Source organism: Paenibacillus dendritiformis, assembly GCF_015845845.1.
In the GTDB taxonomy this organism is placed as follows: domain Bacteria; phylum Bacillota; class Bacilli; order Paenibacillales; family Paenibacillaceae; genus Paenibacillus_B; species Paenibacillus_B dendritiformis_C.
In genome coordinates this window covers 17,515-36,574 of sequence record NZ_LDIG01000254.1, presented here as the reverse complement: position 1 = coordinate 36,574, position 19,060 = coordinate 17,515, and the positions used below count along the sequence as shown (strand labels likewise).

Here is a 19,060-nt window from a genome sequence, read left to right as displayed (position 1 = left end):
CCGCCTTTCCCGACTCCCTCATGCGAGGAAATCGCCTATCCGGTATTAGCCCACGTTTCCGTGAGTTATCCCGGTCTTAAGGGCAGGTTACCTACGTATTACTCACCCGTCCGCCGCTAAGCATCAGGAGTGCAAGCACTCCATCCGCTCCGCTCGACTTGCATGTATTAGGCACGCCGCCAGCGTTCGTCCTGAGCCAGGATCAAACTCTCCATAAAAGTTAAGTTCGACTTGCTCATGTATTGCTGACGAGGTCATTTGACCTCTTGCACAAACATCACTCGTTGTTCAGTTTTCAAAGAACAATCTTGTTTCTTTCTTACCGTGCCGCATCTCTCAGCGTCGACTTTTATAATATATCATGCCTTTCTATTTCACGCAACAGGTAAAATATTACTAATTAAACTTTCGTATTATCCACCTCTTCCTGCCGAGAATATCCCGATACGACCACGACCGCGTAATCGTAACGGGAAGCCGGAGCGACTAAACTCCGGCCCCGTTCTTTATATAATAGAAGCTTCCCCGCCGTACCGAATTTATTCTCCATTCGCGTTCACTCGAGCCGGCCGAATAAAGTAGCTGCGCCCGCCTTCCACGTGCCATGTTTGCCCGGCCGCCGAGGCGGGCAGACGGACGGCCCGCCCTTCCTGCCTTTCCTCGCGGATCTCGAGATCATAGGCGGAGCGAAGCGTGCAGGGGCCGCCCCGGTCGGCGGTAATTCGCGCTTCCGTCAGGCGCCCGGCCTCCCATGCGATATCGACCTCGTATCCGCCTCGGGCACGCAGTCCGCGCACAGAGCCGCTTGCCCAATCTCCCGGAAGCGCCGGCAAAAGAGCAAGCGTTCCCGCGTGAGATTGCAGCAGCATTTCGGCGATGGCCGCGGTCCCGCCGAAGTTCGCATCGATCTGGAACGGAGGATGATCCCCGAACAGATTCGGGTGGACGGACTTCTGCAGCAAAGCGGCCAGATTGGCGCAAGCCTCCTCCGCATCCTCCAACCGGGCCCAGAGCAAAATAATCCAGGCGCGGCTCCATCCCGTATGTCCGCCGCCATGCGCCAGCCGTCTCACCAAGGTCCGCCTGGCCGCTTGCGCCGCTTCCGGCGAGGTGAACGGCGTAATATCATCCCCCGGGAACAAAGCGAACAGATGGGAAATATGGCGATGGCCCGGGTCCACCTCATCGACATCCTCCGCCCATTCGAGCAGCTGCCCTTCCCGGCCAATCCGATGCGGAGGCAAGCGAGTCAATGCCTCCCGCACTCGTTCGCGGAACGTCCCTTCCCCCGTCCGGCCTTCGCTTGCCTCAAGACAGGCTTGGAACAGCGCCCGCATGATTTGCGTATCCATAGACGGCCCCATACATAATATGCCTTGATGCCCGTTCGGCAGTCGATAACGGTTTTCGGGAGAGATCGAAGGAGAGGTTACCCATTCCCCTAACGCATTTTCCACCAAATAGTCCAGCAGAAAAAGAGCTGCATCCTTCATGACGGGATAAGCGCGCTCCAGCAAAAACGCTTCGTCTCCCCCATAACGATAATGCTCCCACGCATGCAGCGCCAGCCAGGCTCCGCCCATTGGCCAGAAGGTGGCAGACACGACATCGCTCACCGGAGCGGTGTCCGCCCAGAGATTGGTCGCATGATGCGCCACGAATCCGTCGGCGCCGTACAGGAGAGCTGCCGTGCGCCGGCCGTTCCTCCGAAGCCGCTCCAGCAGATCGAACACCGGCTCATGGCATTCCGCAAGATTGGCCGCTTCAGCAGGCCAGTAATTCATTTGCAAATTAATATTGAGATGAAAATCCGACTCCCACGGCGGAGTGATATGCGGGTTCCAGATCCCTTGCAAATTGGCGGGCAGCGTCCCGGGCCGGGAACTGCCCATAAGCAAATAACGTCCATATTGAGATACAAGGATAAGGATAACCGCTTCGCGGCAGAGGCCGTCAATCGAAGCGCGATCACTTGATCGGGGACGCTGCTGAGCAGCTCACGCGAATAGACGATGCCGCTTCGCGTATATTCGACCCGCGCTATTCCCTCGGATAAGGACAGCTCCCGCGAATACCCGGACACTTTTCCATCTTCTCCATGGAAAAACAGCTTGAGCTCCCCAAGCGTCTGGTAAGGTCCAAAATGCTTCGGCACCGAGGTGAGCGCCAGCCTGGCGATCCGCTCCGCCTCTTCGGGCCTGCCTTCCAGCAAATACTGCCGGATGACGGGCAGATAGGCGGCGGCATCCGGGTTCTCGCGGGCGGCCGGTCCGCCGTACCAGACCGAATATTCATTTAACTGCAAACGATCAGCATCCACCCCGCCGAATTGCATGGCCCCCAGGCGCCCGTTCCCTACCGGCAAAGCCTCCACCCACTGGTCAGCAGGCTGCCGGTACCATAACCGCTCCACTCGCTCCTTCGTCATGTCGTCCCTCATATAACTCCTCCTCGCAGCCCCATCCCGGGCAGCCCCCAAGAGCCGGCACAGGAATGGGCCGGAACGCCTTCATCAAACGGTAAGAAATACTCTGAGGTGTTATCGGTACCATCAACATAACAAACCCGTTTCCAAAATGTCAATTTCCCCTTGTTGTTTCTTTTGGAAAACCCGGCGTCTGGCAGACACAAAAACCGGCCCTCCTCGCGAGAGCCGGTCTCCATGGGCCGTTCTATATTACGAATTGCCGCGATCGCGCATATGCGGGAACAGCAGCACGTCACGAATCGAAGGCGAATCGGTCAGCAGCATAACGAGGCGGTCAACCCCGATGCCCAATCCGCCTGTCGGCGGCATCCCGTATTCCAGAGCGCGGATGAAGTCGTCATCCATCTCATGCGCTTCATCGTTGCCATGCTCGCGCTCTTCCAGCTGCGCCTCGAAGCGCTGGCGCTGGTCGATCGGATCGTTCAGCTCCGTGAACGCGTTGGCATGCTCGCGGGCCACGATGAACAATTCGAAGCGATCCGTGAAGCGCGGATCCTGCGCATTTTTCTTCGCCAACGGCGAGATTTCCACCGGATGCCCCGTAATGAAGGTCGGCTGGATCAGCGTCTCTTCCACGAAATGCTCGAAGAAGGCGTTCAAAATATGCCCGAACGTGAAGTGATTCTCCACCGGCACCTTGTGCTCCTTGGCCAGCGCATGCGCCTCTTCGTCGGTCATCTGCACCGAGAAGTCGACACCGGTTACTTCCTTGACCGCGTCAACCATCGACAAGCGGCGCCATTGCGGAGTCAGATTGATCTCATGCCCCTGATAACGTATCTGCATCGTGCCAAGGACTTCTTGCGCGATATGCGCGATCATGTTTTCCGTCAGACGCATGATATCTTCATAATCGGCATACGCTTCGTACAGCTCGATCATCGTAAATTCAGGGTTGTGGCGGGTAGAAATCCCTTCATTCCGGTAGACGCGTCCGATTTCATATACTTTTTCCAGGCCCCCGACAATGAGACGCTTCAAATGCAGCTCAATCGCGATCCGCATGTAGAGCGTCATGTCGAGCGCGTTATGATGCGTGATGAACGGCCGCGCCGCCGCGCCGCCCGCGATTGCATGCAGCGTCGGCGTCTCCACTTCCAAGTAACCGAGCGAGTCCAAATAGCGGCGCATCGATTGAATGATGCGGGAGCGCGCGATAAAGGTCTGCTGCACGTCCGGATTCATGATGAGATCGACATAGCGCTGGCGATAGCGCAGTTCCACATCCTTCAAGCCGTGATATTTCTCCGGCAGCGGATAGAGCGACTTGGACAGCACCTCCAAGTCCGTTACCTTTACCGACAGTTCGCCGGTCTTCGTCTTGAATACCTTGCCGCTCACGCCGATAATATCGCCAAGGTCCAGCATCGTGAACGCCTCATACTTCTCCGCAGGGACTGTATCCTGACGAACATAAATCTGCAGGCGGCCGCTCAGATCCTGAATATGGGCGAAGCTCGCCTTGCCCATCTCCCGCTTCGCCATAATGCGGCCGGCCAGACTGACGACAGCGCCTTCCGTCTCCAGCTCTTCCTTCGTCATGCCGTTATATTTATCCAATACAGCCTTGGCTGTATGCGTGCGGCTATATTTGGCGCCGAACGGATCAATGCCGAGCTTCCGCAGCTCGTCCAACTTGTTGCGGCGAATTTGTAGCAATTCGCTTAATTCGGTCTCTTGATTGACGACATCCGTCATACGTTTCACTCCTTCTATTGCTCCGCCTGTCCGGTTGGCATCGGCCCGTTGCGGATCATTCCATACCGTTATCATAACACGACAAGGACGCCGGGATATAGTCAATGATTGTCATCGGCCCGGCAGCTTGTTCGGCAACCTCCGGCTGCCCCCGCATCATATGCCGCACGATGAGAAAAAAGCTTCCCGAAAGGAAGCTTTCATCCGTTATGTCCCCGTGCCGCCGCCTACCGCTCGGCTTGCCGACAAGCCGGCCATCGCTCTCGCCAATGTCGCGGCTTAGCGCTTGATGTCGACGATTTTGTATTGGATCACGCCTGCAGGCACGCTGACGTCAACGACAGTGCCCTTGGCTTTGCCCAAAATGGCCTTGCCTACCGGGCTCTCATTCGAAATCCGGTTCTTCAACGGATCGGATTCCGCCGTACCGACAATGGTATACTCCATCGTATCCCCGAATTCGAGATCCTTGACGATGACGGTGGAGCCGATGCTCACGATATCCGTATCGATCTCGTCGTTGTTGATGATGCGGGCATTTCGAAGCATTTTTTCCAATGTAATGATACGACCTTCAATGAATGCCTGTTCGTTCTTCGCGTCTTCGTACTCGGAGTTCTCGCTGATGTCCCCGTAGCCGATCGCTATTTTGATTCGTTCCGCCACCTCGCGGCGTTTGACGGATTTGAGATTATCGAGTTCTTCCTCGAGCTTCTTCAGACCCTCCTGGGTCAGAATGACTTCTTTATCACTCATCTTACCGATTCTCCTGTCATGATCATTATTTTCGCATGCGAGCTTCGGCCGCTCTCGCAGTGAGCGGCGGCGTATCGATGCGAATGCCTTAATCTCATCATATGGCGCCACGGCCACATGATGCCCCCTTCGCGCAGGCTTGTTCCAAATTCCCAATAGATGCATGGGCACGCATCAGCCCGTTGCTAATTTTCTATTGTTGAATTATATGGGATGATTTTGTAAAAGTCAATGAGACGCCCCACTGACGTGAAAACGCTTTGATGCAGGTCCTGTCTTGAATCAGGCGGCAAACGGCGGCATCAATACCTTTCCATCGTTTCCAGTATTGACAAAAATCAGCAGGGCATCGCGCCCTGCTGCATCCGTTCATCTAGTTGACCATACTTTCTTTGGCTTCGATGCCGGCGACATAATCCTCCAGCAGCCGCACCATCTCGTCACGCCGCGTCTCTTCCATCACCTTGTCCTTGACGCGAGCCGCTCCCGGCAAACCCTTCAAATACCAGGCCAGGTGTTTGCGCATTTCCCTGACCGCCACCTTCTCGCCCTTCAACGCAATCAGGCGATCCATATGGATAATCGCAATGCGCACCTTCTCCTCCGGCGTCGGATCCGGAAGGAGCTTCCCGGTAGTCAAATATTCGACGGTCCGGTACAGCATCCAAGGATTGCCCAAGGCGCCGCGGCCGATCATGACGCCGTCGCATCCCGTCTCATCGAGCATGCGCCGCGCGTCTTCCGGCGTCGCCACGTCGCCGTTCCCGATCACCGGAATCGAGACCGCCTCCTTCACTTGGCGAATATAGCTCCAGTCCGCCTTGCCGGTATACAACTGCTCCCGCGTGCGGCCGTGCACGCTGACCGCCTGACCGCCCGCCCGTTCGACCGCCTTCGCGTTGTCCACGACATAAATATGCTCGTCATCCCAGCCAATGCGCATTTTGACGGTAACCGGTTTATCCACGGCATCGACAACCGCCGACACCATCTCGTAAATCTTGTTCGGATCGAGCAGCCAACGCGCGCCCGCATCGCATTTCGTCACTTTCGGCACGGGACAACCCATATTGATGTCGATAATATCCGCATTCGACTCTTTATCGACAATTTTGGCCGCTTCTACCAGCGATTTGCGGTCTCCCCCGAAAATCTGCAGACTAAGCGGCTTCTCCCGATCGTCGACATACAGCATTTCTCTCGTCCGCTCATTGCCGTGTACGAGCGCTTTGTCGCTCACCATCTCCGCACAGACGAGGCCGCAGCCGAATTCCTTCGCGATTAGCCGGAACGCCGGATTGCAGACGCCGGCCATCGGAGCCAGCACGACTTGATTTTTCATTTCGATGTTGGCGATTTTCAACACATCGACCACTCTCCTTTCTCTCGTTGTTCTATCGAGTCCACCGTCTCCCGTCAGGAGCCGGGTATTATGTTAACGGCAATGCCAGGATTTCATTTTACCGGAAAGAAGGATCAGATGCCAGTTCCTCTTGCGTTACGCCGAGTTCCCCGGCAATGCGCCCCATCGTCGCTTCATCCAGCCTCCGCCGTCCCCGCTCGATCTCGCCCAGCACGGATACCGACATGCCCAACCGGTCAGCCAACTGCTGCTGGGTCAAGCCTCTTAATTTGCGGAAGGCGCGGATTCGCCGGGCTAACTGAAGCGTGTCCACTTTCGAATATCTTCCTTCCCATCCAGTGTTCCCAGGGCGCGGTGAACGAATGCGTGCAGCCGGCTATGTTCCGGAAGCACGATGTCTGCAAGCGGAATGAGCACGAACAGCCGCTCTCCCATCCGCGGGTGAGGCAGCGTCAATTCCGGCGAATCCATCTCGAATCCTTCCATATATAACAGGTCCAGGTCGATAACGCGGGGTCCCCAGCGAACATCGCGAACCCGTCCCATCTCCAGTTCTGTTTCCAGCATGACGCGCAGCAGGTCCTGCGGCGCCAGCGTACTGGCCACCCGGGCCGCCATATTCAAAAATTGGGGCTGATCCGTGTATCCGACCGGCTCCGTCTCATAAATGTCCGAGCATGCGGCCACACGTATCTCGGGATGGGCGTTCAGCTTCGCCAGCGCCTCCCGCAGAGAGCGCTCCCGATCGCCAAGATTGGCTCCGAGCGCAATATAGGCCACAGCTTCCCGCTTCATCTCATTCATCGGCAGCCTCCAGTTGACCGCTCTCTTCCCGGGCCCGCGTAATGTCTATCGTCACGCCCTGGAAATGAATATCGAACGGCGGGTGGGGCTTCGTTACCCGTACATGAGCCTCATGAATCGCAGGATATCCATCCAGCAGCGTCCCGGCAATCCGCTCGGCCAACGCCTCCACGAGCTGATACGACTGATCCTCCACAATGGATTTGACGGAATAGAACACTTCGGCATAATTAATGGAGTCCTCCAGCTTATCCGATTGCCCCGCCTTCTGCAAATCGATCTGCAAATCGAGATCGACGATCCAGCGCTGGCCCAGCGCCCGTTCCTCCGCAAACACCCCATGCTTGCCAAAAAACTCCATTCGATGGAGCTGCATCCGATCCGGCTTCACGACTCTCATCGCTTCTGCTCCTTTCCTTCCTTGAATTGCCGCCCGCGGTCAGCGGTACAGCACCGCGTCGCACATCCGCGCCGTCCGCGCAATCGAGGCGACATCATGCACGCGCACAATCTGGCAGCCCTGCGCAATGCCGAGCGCCACCGTCGCCGCCGTTCCTTCCACCACATCGTCGACCGGCAGCTCCAGCGTATCCCGGATGAATTTCTTGCGGGACGTGCCGAGCAATACCGGGTATCCCAACGCGCACAGCTCGTCGAGATGACTCATCAGGACGAGATTGTCCTCCCCGGTCTTGGCGAAGCCGATTCCGGGATCAAGCCAAATCTGGTCGGCCTTCACTCCTGCCGCTTTGGCCAGCTCCACGCTTTCAAGCAAGTCGGCCTTCACCTCTTCGACGAACCGCTCATACCGCCGTTCCGGCCGGTTATGCATCAAGATAAGAGGACATCCATAACGGGCGGCGACATGCGCCATCTCCGGTTCTTTCTTGCACCCCCAGATGTCATTAATAATATGGGCGCCAGCCTCCAATGCTTGCCGCGCCACCTCCGCCTTATACGTGTCGACCGAGATCGGCGCCTGCGGCAGCTCCCGGCGCAGCGCCTCGATGACAGGGATCACCCGCTCCAGCTCTTCCTCCTGCCCGACGGGCTGATGGCCCGGACGGGTCGACTCCCCGCCGATATCGATAATGTCCGCGCCCGCTTCCAGCATCTCCTTGGCGTGCCGCAAAGCCGCGTCCACGCGGTTGTACCGCCCGCCGTCCGAGAAGGAATCCGGGGTCACATTCAATATACCCATAATTAAGGTGCGCTGACCGAGAGTCAAGGCACCGTTCGCCCAACGATAGGTTCGTTGCCGCCATGTCGGCTGCAGCATGTTCAACATCTCCGATCTGTCACAAGCTCTTATTCATACAGGTTAAAGTCAATAGCAGACCGCCAACGCCTCGTCCTGTATCGAAGACTGTCAAGAATGGTTCTCCGTCAGGGAGCGGTAAGCGTCCAGCAGCCCGCCGGTGCAGGTTCCGATTCGTCCCCCGCTTACCTCGGCTGCTTGCCCTGTCTCATCCCATAGCGATGTAATCGGAACGAGCTCCTGCACGGAGGTCGTGATGAAGATCTCGTCTGCCCGCAACAGGTCGCCCCACCGGTACAGCCCTTCCTCCGCCGCAAGCCCGCAGGCCGCGGCCAGCTCAAGCACAGCCCCTCGCGTGATGCCGGGCAGAATGCCCGCAGCAAGATCCGGGGTGCAGAGCCGGCGGCCTTGACGAAGAACAGATTGCTGACGATACCCTCCGCCAGCCATCCTTCCGCCGTCAGCATCAACCCTTCCGCCCCAAGAGGCGCCGACTCATAGCCGGCGAGCTCGCGCTTGGCCAGAATATTATTCATATAATGGCCCGACTTGAAGCGCCTGTTCCCTTCGGGCCGGTTGCGAGCCAAGCGAAGCCGCTGCAGCGGCTTCCCTTTCTCATACAGCGCTTCCGGGACGTCTGGCAGCGGCTTGACCAGGACAATCTGCACCTGGCTGACGTACTCGCCGCCCGGCAAGCCGAAGCCGTTCTCTCCGGCGCTTACCGTATACCGGACATAGGCCTCTTCCAGATGATTCGCGGCCATGACGGCCCGGATATGGGCCTCGGCCTGCTCCGCTTCGGCTCTCCAGCGGATTCCGAGCTCCTCGCAGGCGCCGGCCAGCCGCTCCAGATGCCGCTCCAGCAGAAAGGGCCGGCCGCCATACGTGCGCATCGTCTCGAACAGGCTCATGCCGTACAAAAAGCCGTGGTCCATTACGGAAACCGCGGCTTGATGGCTCGGCACCAGATCTCCATTCCAACCGATGAAGCCCGTCATCGCGCTGGCACAGCCATGCTCAAGAAATTGCGCAGCATCTGGTGGCCATGCTCGGAAATAATCGATTCCGGATGGAATTGAACGCCGACAATCGGATATTCCCGATGCTGAAGCCCCATAATTTCCCCTTCGGCCGTCTCCGCCGTAATAGCCAGGCAAGCCGGCAGACTTGCCCGATCGACGATAAGCGAATGATACCGGGTCGCCGTGAATGGATTCGGCAAGCCGGCAAAGATCGATTCGCCCCGATGAAGGATCGGCGACGTCTTGCCGTGCATCAGCCGCCCGGCACGGACAACCTCGCCGCCGAAAGCCTGCCCGATCGCCTGATGGCCAAGACATACGCCCAGAATCGGAATCTTGCCCGCGAAATGCTCTATCACCTGCAGTGTGATGCCCGCTTCATTCGGCGTGCATGGCCCTGGAGACAACAGCAGATGATCCGGCCGCAGCCGTTCAATCCCCGCGATATCGATCTCGTCATTGCGGCAGACTTGCACCTCTTCGCCGAGCTCCCCCAAATATTGCACCAGGTTGTACGTAAACGAATCATAGTTATCAATCACCAGAATCATCCTGAACCGCTCCTCTCGCCTCGTCTGCCTCTGCTTCCTTCTCTCCCGGCGGAACCGCATCCGCCGGAATACTCTCGCTCAACTGCACTGCCTTCCATAATGCCTTGGCTTTGTTCAGGCATTCGGCATATTCCCGTTCCGGGTCGGAATCGATTACGATGCCGGCCCCCGCCTGAATATAACCTATCTGGTCTTTCGCCACCAGCGTACGAATAATAATATTTAATTCCAAATCGCCGTTATAGTCAATCCAGCCGAACGACCCGGTATATGGCCCGCGGCGAACCGGTTCCAGCTCCTCGATAATTTCCATCGTCCGCACCTTCGGCGCGCCGGTGATCGTCCCGCCGGGGAATGTCGACCGGATGACATCGAAGGCATCCTTGCCCTCGGCAAGCGTCCCGCGTACCTCCGAGACGAGATGCATAACATGGGAGTACGTCTCGATAACCATCAGCTCGTCCACCCGCACCGAACCATAGGCCGAGATGCGGCCGAGGTCGTTGCGCTCCAGATCGACGAGCATAATATGCTCCGCGCACTCCTTCTCGTTGGTCCGGAGCTCCTCCGCCAAACGCGCGTCCTCCTCCGGCGTACGGCCGCGGCGCCTCGTCCCGGCTATGGGGCGCGTGCTCACGTTCCTTTGCTCCAGCCGGACCAGCAGCTCCGGAGAGCAGGACACGAGCTGGAAATCGGGGAACCGAAGCAAACCCATGTACGGGGACGGGTTCAAGGCGCGCAGCCATTCATACAGCCGCTCCGGCGTCTCCCGCAGACGGCGCGACTGGCGCATGGACAGATTATTCACCTGGAACACATTCCCCTGCCCGATATAGCGCTGAATGCGGCGCACCGCATCCTTGAACTCCTCCTTCGGAAATGCCGAAGCTACTCCTTCGAACGCCTCAATATCCATCGTCTGCAGATCATGGCCGCGAACAGATAAGGAACTCGCCGCTTCACCCGGTCCGAAGCTCGCGGCAGCTCGTTCCTGCCATTCGTCCCACCGGCACCGCTTCAACAGATGCAGGGGCTCCCCTTCCTCCCGGCGGGCCGCCTTGTCCCCTTCCTGAATGAATGCCTCCCGATCCTTGCCTGTAATGACGGACACGGGCCGGCAGGCCAAGTACGTATACCGGCCATCCTTGCCGCTCTCGAGCACGGCCGCATGGCCGCCCGCATCCTCCCATACCGGAAGCCATGAAGCCAACGCCTCATGCCCCCATTCATATTCCGCAATATAAGGAAGCACGGTGTACCCTTCCTGTACCCACCGGCTCCAATGGCCGGCCGTAATGATCGCTGCTACACGCAGGGACATCTGCTCCACTTCTCCACCTCGCCTTACCGCCGATCTCATGTCTGTGACATGAATCACCGGAATCGTTACCGTAAGTATAAACAAAGAGCCCCGGGAAGAAAAGGCTCCCTCGCATATCCAAAAAACCCCTCGCCGCCAGAAAGCCCGCAAGGCAATGTCTTGCCCGCGTGCCCCTGGGGGAGGGGATATCCGATAGATCGAGCTATTAATTCTCGAAGTTGAACAGCGGCGTGCTCAAGTAGCGCTCGCCATTGCTAGGCACAACGGCAATGACGCGCTTCCCTTCGCCAAGCTCGCGGGCGACCTGCAGAGCCGCATGAATGGCCGCTCCCGAGGAGATACCGCACAGAATGCCTTCCGACTTCGCTACCTGGCGGGCCACCTCGAACGCATCTTCATTATCCACCGGAATGATCTGATCGTAGACGTCGCGATTCAGAATCTCCGGAATGAAGTTCGCCCCGATGCCTTGAATCTTATGCGGCCCCGGCTTGCCCCCCGACAGCAGCGGAGAAGCGGACGGTTCGACCGCAACCACGCGGATGCCCGGGAAATTCTCCTTCAGCACTTCGCCGGTTCCCGAGATCGTCCCGCCGGTGCCGATTCCGGCCACGAACGCATCCAGCCGGCCGTCCAGCGAACGAATCGCTTCGACAATCTCCGGTCCTGTCGTCTCCCGGTGCACCTTGACGTTGGCCTTATTTTTGAACTGCTGCGGCATAAAGTAAGATGGATTCTCCTGAACAAGCTCCTCCGCTTTCCGCACGGCCCCGTTCATTCCTTCCGCGCCCGGGGTAAGCACAAGATCCGCGCCGTATGCGCGCAGCAGATTGCGCCGTTCGATGCTCATCGTCTCCGGCATGACAAGAATCGCCTTGTAACCTTTCGCTGCCGCCACCATCGCCAGGCCAATCCCGGTGTTGCCGCTCGTTGGCTCCACGATCGTATCGCCAGGCTTCAGCAAGCCTTCCTGCTCTGCCACTTCGATCATGCTGATTGCGATCCGGTCCTTTACGCTGGCGCCCGGATTCTGATATTCCAGCTTGACGTAAATCTCGGCACTGCCTTCCGGCACGATGCGGTTCAAGCGTACCAGTGGAGTATCCCCAATCAATTCGGTTACATTATTGACGATTTTTGCCATAACGATGCCCTCCTGCCATTATTCGATATCTCGGTCTTGCCGCATATACATCCGTAATTATCCACCAATTTCCGACTAAAGCACTAGGTTTTATTTAATCTTACCAATCCAACGGTATGTTGTCAATAGAGCGCGCGAAGGTCATGCCAAAAAATTGAAGCCTGCTCCAAGCGATAAGCAGGGTGACTCTGCATGACAAAAAGGGATAATCGCAAGGGCGGACGAATCCACTCGCTCTTGCGGTTACCCCTTTTATTTACCCGTTCGCGGACGCTGCAGCGACAACGACGGCATTATATTTTTTGCGAAGCGCCTCTTCCCACTCCTTCAGCGGGGGCGATTTGGACAGCGCCACATCCCGGCGGGCCTGCTCCTTGATCGCCGCTTCGCTCTCCGACTGCGCTTCACGCTTGCCGGTTACGGTCAGAATGGCGTACCCATCGTTCACTTCGATCGGCTCCGAGATGTCGCCTACCTCCATCTCGCGGGCCGCTTCCAGCTCCGCGGAGGAGAAGAACGGATCGTTAGCGTCAATCCATCCGAGACGGCCTTCCTGATAGGAGGAGAATTCATCGACCGACAACCTCCCTGCCAAGGAGGCGAATGTCTCTCCGTCCTTCAGCTTCGCCAGCACGTCTTCCGCTTCCTCGCGGGTCGGAACGACGATATGGGCGAGCTGATAAGCATCGACAGCCTCGTAAGCCTCCCGGTGCTCCTGCAAATACCGGTCAAGCTCCTCCTCCGACACATTCACGTTATGAGTCGCGATCTTCTCCAGCAGCAGCCGGTGATGGATATCCTGCCGAATCTGCTCCGGGCTCATGCCCAACTGCTCCGTCATCGCCTGAAAATAAGCTTCGGCGCTTTCATACCCTCGCATTTGCCGCGCAATCTCTTGCTCCACTTCTTTTTGGCTTACTTCAATGCCTAACGCTTTCGCTTCCTTCTCTGCCGCCCTGGCCGTCAACATCTGTTCCATAACCTGCGCGCCATACTGCCGCTCCAATTCCTTATACCATTCCTTGCGCGTTATCTTCTCCCCGGCGACGGTTGCCACAACCGTTGAGGAATCAGGGGAAGCACTCGCATCCGACGCCTCGGAGGGGCGATCATGCTTGAAGATGAGCATGCCGGCGAGCACCAAGATGCAGACGCAAAGAATGAGGATGCAGCCCCATAAGCTTTTGACTTCTTTCGTCATATCGCTTGCTTCCCTTATCCCGTATTTCCGTGTTAGCCGTTCCTACCTCTGGCTCGCCCTATCGACCGATTCGGATGCGGAACCTCGATCCGGGTCCCATCGATCGATGCCGGGCTCGCCTCCGGCTCGTGCTCATCCATTGCGACTTGTCCGGCTAGGCTTGCTGCGCCTGTTCACGCAGTTGTTCCAGCTCTTCTCTTCCAAATGAGTACTTCTCGTTGCAAAAATGACAGACGACCTCCGCCTGGCCATCCTCTTCAATCATCGCGGTCAATTCGCCCTTGCCTACACTAATCAATGTCCGCTCCACCCGTTCCCGGGAGCATTGGCATTGGAAGCGGATCGGCATCCGTTCCATTACGTTCGCGTCACTGATAATCCAGGTCACCAGCTCATCCAGCTCCATGCCTTGATCCAGCAGGGAGGTCACGGGAGGGAGCACGCTGAGCGAATGCTCGATCTGATTGATCTGTTCCTCGGTCAGCCCAGGCAGCAATTGTACAATAAAGCCTCCCGCATGCAGGACCGAATTGTCGACGTCCACCAGCACCCCGAGGCCTACGGCAGACGGGGTCTGCTCGGAGGTTGCGAAGTAATAGGTGAAGTCCTCGGCCAATTCTCCCGAGATGATCGGGGAGCTGCCGCAGTACGGCTCCTTCAGGCCAAGATCCTTGATGACATGGATGAAGCCGCTGCGTCCGACCGCTCCGGCCACGTCCAGCTTGCCCTGGGCGTTGCTGGCCAGATGCACCTGCGGATGCGTAACATAGCCGCGCACCTCGCCATGAGCGTTCGCATCGGCGACAATCTGTCCGATAGGTCCGTCGCCCTTGACCTGAACGGTCAATTTCTCATCGCCCTTCAGCATGGCGCCCATCATGGCGGCAGCGGTAACCGTGCGTCCAAGCGCAGCCGTCGCCGTCGGGTAGGTGCCATGGCGCCGCTGCAATTCATTGACCAGCCCGGTCGTGCGTACCGCGAAGATGCGGACCTTGCCGCCCAGTCCGGTTCCGCGAATCAGCATGTCCTGCATATTCTCCCTCTCTTCGGGTTGCTGTCCTAACATATCGTTCATGGGAGCCTCCTGTACTGTTCTTATTCTACGACGGGATAGGCCGTCAAAGGGTTACAATTTGTTCCGATTATAAATAAGGCGCAAACCTTCCAGCGTCAACAACGGGTTCGTCGTATCAATCGTCCGCGATTCGCTTGCAATAAGCTCAGCCATGCCGCCGGTGGCGATAACGGTAGGTTCGGCTCCAAGCTCGTTCGTTATACGGTCCACGATGCCGTCCACCTGTCCGGCGTATCCGAAAATAATGCCGGCCTGCATGGAATGAACCGTATTGCGCCCAATCACCGACTTGGGCTTCGTCAATTCAATCCGCGGCAGCTTCGCCGCCCGCTGATACAGCGCTTCGGTAGAGACGCCGATGCCCGGCACGATCGCGCCGCCGATATAGTTGCCCTTGACGTCGATGACATCGAATGTCGTCGCCGTCCCGAAGTCGACGACGACAAGCGGCTTCAGACCGCCATACAATTCGATTGCCGCCACCGCGTTCACGATCCGGTCCGCCCCCACCTCGCGCGGATTCTCGATGCGGATATTGAGACCGGTCTTGACGCCGGGGCCAACAATGAGCGGCGCCTTGTTCAAATACTTCCTGCACAGCATCTCCATCGTATGCATAATCGGCGGAACAACGGAAGAAAGAATGACGCCTTCAATATCCTTAACCGACAGCTTGGTCATCGTGAACAGATTGTATATCATGACGCCATATTCATCTGTCGTCGACTGCCGGCTCGTCGACAAGCGCCAGTTATGAAGCAGCTTGTCTCCCTCGTATACGCCCAGGACAATGTTGGTGTTCCCTATATCGATAACGAGTATCACGGCCTAACCTTCTTTCTTCTCATTCAAGTCGAGGCTGATATCCAACGCATGAAAGGAATAGGTCAACGCGCCGACAGACACGACGTCGACGCCGGTCAGCGCCTTGTCCCGAATCGTATCCAGGGTGACGCCTCCCGATGCTTCGATGAGAACGTGCGGCGCCGCTTCACGGATGAGGGCGACCGCCTCGCGCATCTGTGCCAAATCCATATTGTCGAGCATAATAATGTCCGCCCCGGCCCGCAGCGCTTCCTTCACCTGCTCTATCGCTTCCGCTTCGACCTCAATCTTCATCGTATACGGAATGTTGGCGCGTGCCCGGCTTACGGCCGCTTCGATCCCGCCTGCGCCCTTGATGTGGTTGTCTTTGATCATGACGGTGTCATACAAGCCGAAGCGGTGATTGCTCCCTCCGCCCACCCGCACCGCATATTTTTCCAGTGCGCGGTGGCCCGGGGTCGTCTTGCGCGTATCGACCAGCTTCGTATTCAGTCCCTCAATGGCTTGAACGAACTTGTTCGTCTTCGTCGCAATCCCGGACAGGCGCTGCAGCAGGTTCAAGGCGAGCCGTTCCCCGCTCAAAATGCTGTGCGTGCTGCCTTCTACTTCCGCCAGGACAGTGCCGCGGGCAACCACGGCTCCGTCTTCGACCCTGGCCGTGAACCGCAATGAAGAATCCACGACCTCGAACACGGCTTCGGCGACCGGAAGTCCCGTGATCATGCCGTCTTCCTTCGCATGAATGATGCCGCGGGATTGGTGTCCGGCCGGAATGGTGTAGGCTGTCGTGACGTCGCCCGTTCCTATATCTTCTTGCAGCCACGCTTCCAACTGTCGGCGCAGCGCCATTCGCTCCAAGCTATACAATGCTCACTCGCTCCTCCGTAATTCCATATTCACGATGCAGCAGGGTATGCTTGCACCATCTCTCGTCGTCCCGCTCGGGGAAATCCTCCCGCGCATGAGCGCCGCGGCTCTCTTCCCGCCACAAGGCGGACTCGGCGACCAGCATGGCGCAGACTAGCATATTGGCGAATTCATATTCCTCCCGCTTCGAGAGCCTCATATCAAAGACGGCCCCCTGGCGCTTCAACTCTCCCAAACCCTTCATCAGGCCGTCCGCATGGCGGCGCAGCCCGACATAACGCACCATCACCTTCTGCAGCTTCAGCCGGCGTTCCACCATCGGCTGGATGCAGGGCTCATGATGATCCCGCTGAGATGAGGCATGGGGACAGGCCTCTGCCCGCGGTTCAAGTGCGGCAATCCGTTCCACGATCCGCTTGCCGTACACGATCGCTTCCGATAAGGAGTTGCTGGCCAGACGATTCGCCCCGTGCACGCCGGTCGAGGACACTTCGCCGCAGGCGAAGAGGCGGCCGATAGTGGTCTCTCCCCACAAATCCGTCTTGATGCCGCCCATCATGTAGTGAGCAGCCGGCGACACCGGAATCCAGTCGCTGGTCAGATCCAGACCGTATTGCAGGCAGGTATCGTATATCGTCGGAAAGCGATGCTTGATCATCTCCTCGGGCTCATGGGTAATATCCAGGTAGACGAAGGTCGATTTGGTCGCTTCCATCTCGCTGACGATCGCCCGGGCTACCACGTCGCGGGGTGCAAGCTCCAGTTGAGGATGATATTTCTCCATGAAGCGCTCTCCCCGGATATTCCGCAGGTAGGCGCCTTCGCCCCGCACCGCCTCCGAGATCAGAAAACGCGGCGCCCCCGGATAGCTGAGCACGGTTGGATGGAATTGAATGAACTCCATATCCTGAATATAAGCTCCCGCGCGATATGCCATGGCGATCCCGTCGCCCGTAGCGACCTCCGGGTTCGTCGTATAGCGGTACAGTTGCCCGGTCCCGCCGGAGCAAATCACCGTAGCCTTGCCGCTGACGAACACGCGCTTGCCGTCCGCCCGCTGGACAATCGCGCCGCAGCATTCGCCTTCATCGGTAACAAGATCGATAACGAAATGATCGTCCCAGATCGTGACCTGCTCCGACTGCTGGATACGCTCCGCCAAGGCGCGCACAATCTCGTATCCGGTCGCGTCGCCGTTCGCATGCAGAATGCGGCGATGACTGTGCGCCCCTTCCCGCGTCAAGGCAATGGCGCCGTTCTCTTCATCGAAGGATGCGCCCATCCGTATGAGCTCCTGGACGCCGTCAGGGCCTTCGTGGACAAGCACATCGACCGCCTCAGGGTCGCACAGGCCAGCCCCGGCAATCAATGTATCCTGACGGTGGTATGCCGGGGAATCATCGTCCGCGAACACGGCCGCAATCCCGCCCTGCGCATAGCGCGTATTGCTGTCGAACAGCGACTTCTTCGTTATCATCAGCACCCGCTGTTCCCGGCTTGCCTGGATAGCGGTATAGAGACCGGCAATACCGGCGCCAATGACAATGACGTCAGTATGAACATGCTCCATATCTTCGAGTGCAAAGTCTATCAAGTAACGGGGAATTCGATTCGCCATTGTCTTCACAACCTCATAGATGGAATCTTATGCTTTGCTGTATTTGAACAGAAGAGTAGCGCATGCTACTCTACTTGACCTGTAACATGCGCTCCAAAGATAACCGTGCTTTCTCGGCAACCTGCGGCGGCACATAAATCTGCGGCTGCATCGTTTCGAGGCATTTCACGAGTTTTTTGAGATTATTTACCTTCATATTCGGACAGACGAGATACTTCGTCGCGAAGTGGAATCGCTTCTCCGGGCTGTCCTTCCGGAGCTGATACCCGGTCCCGTCCTCCGTCCCTACAATAATATCGGTCGCATCCGACCGTTTGCAATAATCGATAATGGCGGTCGTGCTGCCGACGAAATCGCCCATGGCCACGACTTCCGGGCGGCATTCCGGATGCACGACGAACGGCGCGCCCGGATACTTCGCCTTCATCTCCATGACATCCTTCACGGTCAGCATATCATGCGTATTGCAATAGCCTTCCCATTTGATCAGGGATCGGCCGGTCTGCTGCTCTACATAATGGCCCAGGTTCTTGTCGGGAACCCAGATGATCTCCTCCGCATCCAGCGAAGCGATGACCTTCACCGCATTGGAGGAAGTACAGCAAATATCGGTTTCCGCCTTAATCTCCGCGGAGGAATTGATATAGGTAACGACTTTGGCATTCGGATGCTCCGCCTTCAGCTTCCGTAGCCCGTCGACATTGGCCATGTCGGCCATCGGGCAGCCTGCCCGCTCATCGGGGATAATGACCGTTTTGTTTGGAGCCAATATTTTGGCGCTCTCCCCCATGAAGTGGACACCGCAAAAGACGATAACGTCTGCGTCGGTCTCTGCGGCCTTCTGCGCCAGCAGAAAGGAATCTCCCCTGAAATCGGCGACTTCCTGAATCTCATCTCGTTGATAATAATGAGCTAATATGATGGCGTTGCGCTCTTTCTTCAACTGCATCAACCGTTCACGGAGCTCCTGCTTCTGCTCTTCCTTCCGTGCCAACGCCAGTGCTTCCAATGTCACCCTCCATCCACTCCTTGGCCTTGTCGTTAACCTATAATTTACACACCCCGACCC

Annotated in this window: 18 protein-coding genes, 1 rRNA gene and 1 pseudogene; all 20 read right to left on the bottom strand. The window is 57.6% G+C overall.

The window, feature by feature from the left end; genetic code table 11:
- Positions 1-218: ribosomal RNA gene (locus ABD76_RS25395) — 16S ribosomal RNA — on the bottom strand; the annotation flags it as partial.
- 321 nt (positions 219-539) lie between these two features.
- Positions 540-1,892: a glycosyl hydrolase family 95 catalytic domain-containing protein gene (locus ABD76_RS25390; RefSeq protein ID WP_242069810.1), complete on the bottom strand. Its 1,353-nt coding sequence runs from the start codon at positions 1,890-1,892 to the stop codon at positions 540-542.
- Positions 1,781-2,440, bottom strand: a complete 660-nt coding sequence (locus tag ABD76_RS31450) for a glycoside hydrolase family 95 protein (RefSeq protein WP_242069809.1) — start codon at positions 2,438-2,440, stop codon at positions 1,781-1,783. The genes ABD76_RS25390 and ABD76_RS31450 overlap by 112 nt, the downstream gene beginning before the upstream one ends.
- 237 nt (positions 2,441-2,677) lie before the next feature.
- A complete protein-coding gene (lysS, locus tag ABD76_RS25385; RefSeq protein ID WP_197259758.1) occupies positions 2,678-4,186 on the bottom strand; it encodes a lysine--tRNA ligase in 1,509 nt (502 codons plus the stop codon).
- Between the two features lie 279 nt (positions 4,187-4,465).
- Positions 4,466-4,942 carry a transcription elongation factor GreA gene (gene greA, locus ABD76_RS25380; RefSeq protein WP_168182792.1) on the bottom strand — a complete coding sequence of 159 codons (477 nt, stop codon included), beginning with the start codon at positions 4,940-4,942 and terminating at the stop codon, positions 4,466-4,468.
- A gap of 373 nt (positions 4,943-5,315) precedes the next feature.
- Positions 5,316-6,308 carry a tRNA dihydrouridine synthase DusB gene (dusB, locus tag ABD76_RS25375; protein ID WP_197259757.1) on the bottom strand — a complete coding sequence of 331 codons (993 nt, stop codon included), beginning with the start codon at positions 6,306-6,308 and terminating at the stop codon, positions 5,316-5,318.
- Between the two features lie 94 nt (positions 6,309-6,402).
- Positions 6,403-6,618, bottom strand: coding sequence for a helix-turn-helix domain-containing protein (locus ABD76_RS25370; protein WP_197259756.1), 216 nt, complete (start codon positions 6,616-6,618; stop codon positions 6,403-6,405).
- Positions 6,600-7,109, bottom strand: coding sequence for a 2-amino-4-hydroxy-6-hydroxymethyldihydropteridine diphosphokinase (gene folK / locus ABD76_RS25365; protein WP_197259755.1), 510 nt, complete (start codon positions 7,107-7,109; stop codon positions 6,600-6,602). The genes ABD76_RS25370 and folK overlap by 19 nt, the downstream gene beginning before the upstream one ends.
- Positions 7,102-7,509 carry a dihydroneopterin aldolase gene (gene folB / locus ABD76_RS25360; protein WP_197259754.1) on the bottom strand — a complete coding sequence of 136 codons (408 nt, stop codon included), beginning with the start codon at positions 7,507-7,509 and terminating at the stop codon, positions 7,102-7,104. The genes folK and folB overlap by 8 nt, the downstream gene beginning before the upstream one ends.
- Positions 7,510-7,548: 39 nt before the next feature.
- Positions 7,549-8,388 (bottom strand): dihydropteroate synthase, encoded by an 840-nt coding sequence (folP, locus tag ABD76_RS25355; RefSeq protein ID WP_197259753.1) that lies wholly within the window; start codon positions 8,386-8,388, stop codon positions 7,549-7,551.
- Between the two features lie 90 nt (positions 8,389-8,478).
- Positions 8,479-9,365 (bottom strand): annotated as a pseudogene (locus ABD76_RS25350) (aminotransferase class IV).
- Positions 9,362-9,940 (bottom strand): anthranilate synthase component II, encoded by a 579-nt coding sequence (locus ABD76_RS25345; protein WP_197259752.1) that lies wholly within the window; start codon positions 9,938-9,940, stop codon positions 9,362-9,364. The pseudogene ABD76_RS25350 and the gene ABD76_RS25345 overlap by 4 nt, the downstream one beginning before the upstream one ends.
- A complete protein-coding gene (locus ABD76_RS25340; protein ID WP_197259751.1) occupies positions 9,924-11,261 on the bottom strand; it encodes an anthranilate synthase component I family protein in 1,338 nt (445 codons plus the stop codon). The genes ABD76_RS25345 and ABD76_RS25340 overlap by 17 nt, the downstream gene beginning before the upstream one ends.
- Before the next feature lie 205 nt (positions 11,262-11,466).
- Positions 11,467-12,405, bottom strand: coding sequence for a cysteine synthase A (gene cysK / locus ABD76_RS25335; RefSeq protein ID WP_197259750.1), 939 nt, complete (start codon positions 12,403-12,405; stop codon positions 11,467-11,469).
- 256 nt (positions 12,406-12,661) lie between these two features.
- Positions 12,662-13,606 (bottom strand): SurA N-terminal domain-containing protein, encoded by a 945-nt coding sequence (locus ABD76_RS25330; protein ID WP_197259749.1) that lies wholly within the window; start codon positions 13,604-13,606, stop codon positions 12,662-12,664.
- Between the two features lie 154 nt (positions 13,607-13,760).
- Complete coding sequence (gene hslO, locus ABD76_RS25325; protein WP_275100868.1) at positions 13,761-14,681, bottom strand: Hsp33 family molecular chaperone HslO; 921 nt, start codon at positions 14,679-14,681, stop codon at positions 13,761-13,763.
- Positions 14,682-14,732: 51 nt separating this feature from the next.
- Positions 14,733-15,506 carry a type III pantothenate kinase gene (locus tag ABD76_RS25320; RefSeq protein ID WP_197259748.1) on the bottom strand — a complete coding sequence of 258 codons (774 nt, stop codon included), beginning with the start codon at positions 15,504-15,506 and terminating at the stop codon, positions 14,733-14,735.
- A gap of 3 nt (positions 15,507-15,509) precedes the next feature.
- Positions 15,510-16,355, bottom strand: coding sequence for a carboxylating nicotinate-nucleotide diphosphorylase (gene nadC / locus ABD76_RS25315; protein ID WP_197259763.1), 846 nt, complete (start codon positions 16,353-16,355; stop codon positions 15,510-15,512).
- Between the two features lie 10 nt (positions 16,356-16,365).
- Complete coding sequence (gene nadB, locus ABD76_RS25310) at positions 16,366-17,991, bottom strand: L-aspartate oxidase (RefSeq protein ID WP_197259747.1); 1,626 nt, start codon at positions 17,989-17,991, stop codon at positions 16,366-16,368.
- A 70-nt stretch (positions 17,992-18,061) separates the two neighbouring features.
- The gene (nadA, locus tag ABD76_RS25305) at positions 18,062-19,000 is read right to left on the bottom strand and encodes a quinolinate synthase NadA (protein ID WP_197259762.1); all 939 of its coding nucleotides are present in this window, start codon (positions 18,998-19,000) and stop codon (positions 18,062-18,064) included.
- Positions 19,001-19,060 lie beyond the last annotated feature (60 nt).

Coding starts and splice junctions, on each gene's coding strand:
- ABD76_RS25390 (WP_242069810.1), bottom strand. CDS start 1,892: ATGGGCAGTTCCCGGCCCGGGACGCTGCCCGCCAATTTGCAAGGGATC.
- ABD76_RS31450 (WP_242069809.1), bottom strand. CDS start 2,440: ATGAGGGACGACATGACGAAGGAGCGAGTGGAGCGGTTATGGTACCGG.
- lysS (WP_197259758.1), bottom strand. CDS start 4,186: ATGACGGATGTCGTCAATCAAGAGACCGAATTAAGCGAATTGCTACAA.
- greA (WP_168182792.1), bottom strand. CDS start 4,942: ATGAGTGATAAAGAAGTCATTCTGACCCAGGAGGGTCTGAAGAAGCTC.
- folK (WP_197259755.1), bottom strand. CDS start 7,109: ATGAATGAGATGAAGCGGGAAGCTGTGGCCTATATTGCGCTCGGAGCC.
- folB (WP_197259754.1), bottom strand. CDS start 7,509: ATGAGAGTCGTGAAGCCGGATCGGATGCAGCTCCATCGAATGGAGTTT.
- folP (WP_197259753.1), bottom strand. CDS start 8,388: ATGCTGCAGCCGACATGGCGGCAACGAACCTATCGTTGGGCGAACGGT.
- ABD76_RS25345 (WP_197259752.1), bottom strand. CDS start 9,940: ATGATTCTGGTGATTGATAACTATGATTCGTTTACGTACAACCTGGTG.
- ABD76_RS25340 (WP_197259751.1), bottom strand. CDS start 11,261: ATGTCCCTGCGTGTAGCAGCGATCATTACGGCCGGCCATTGGAGCCGG.
- cysK (WP_197259750.1), bottom strand. CDS start 12,405: ATGGCAAAAATCGTCAATAATGTAACCGAATTGATTGGGGATACTCCA.
- ABD76_RS25330 (WP_197259749.1), bottom strand. CDS start 13,606: ATGACGAAAGAAGTCAAAAGCTTATGGGGCTGCATCCTCATTCTTTGC.
- hslO (WP_275100868.1), bottom strand. CDS start 14,681: ATGAACGATATGTTAGGACAGCAACCCGAAGAGAGGGAGAATATGCAG.
- nadC (WP_197259763.1), bottom strand. CDS start 16,355: ATGGCGCTGCGCCGACAGTTGGAAGCGTGGCTGCAAGAAGATATAGGA.
- nadB (WP_197259747.1), bottom strand. CDS start 17,991: ATGGCGAATCGAATTCCCCGTTACTTGATAGACTTTGCACTCGAAGAT.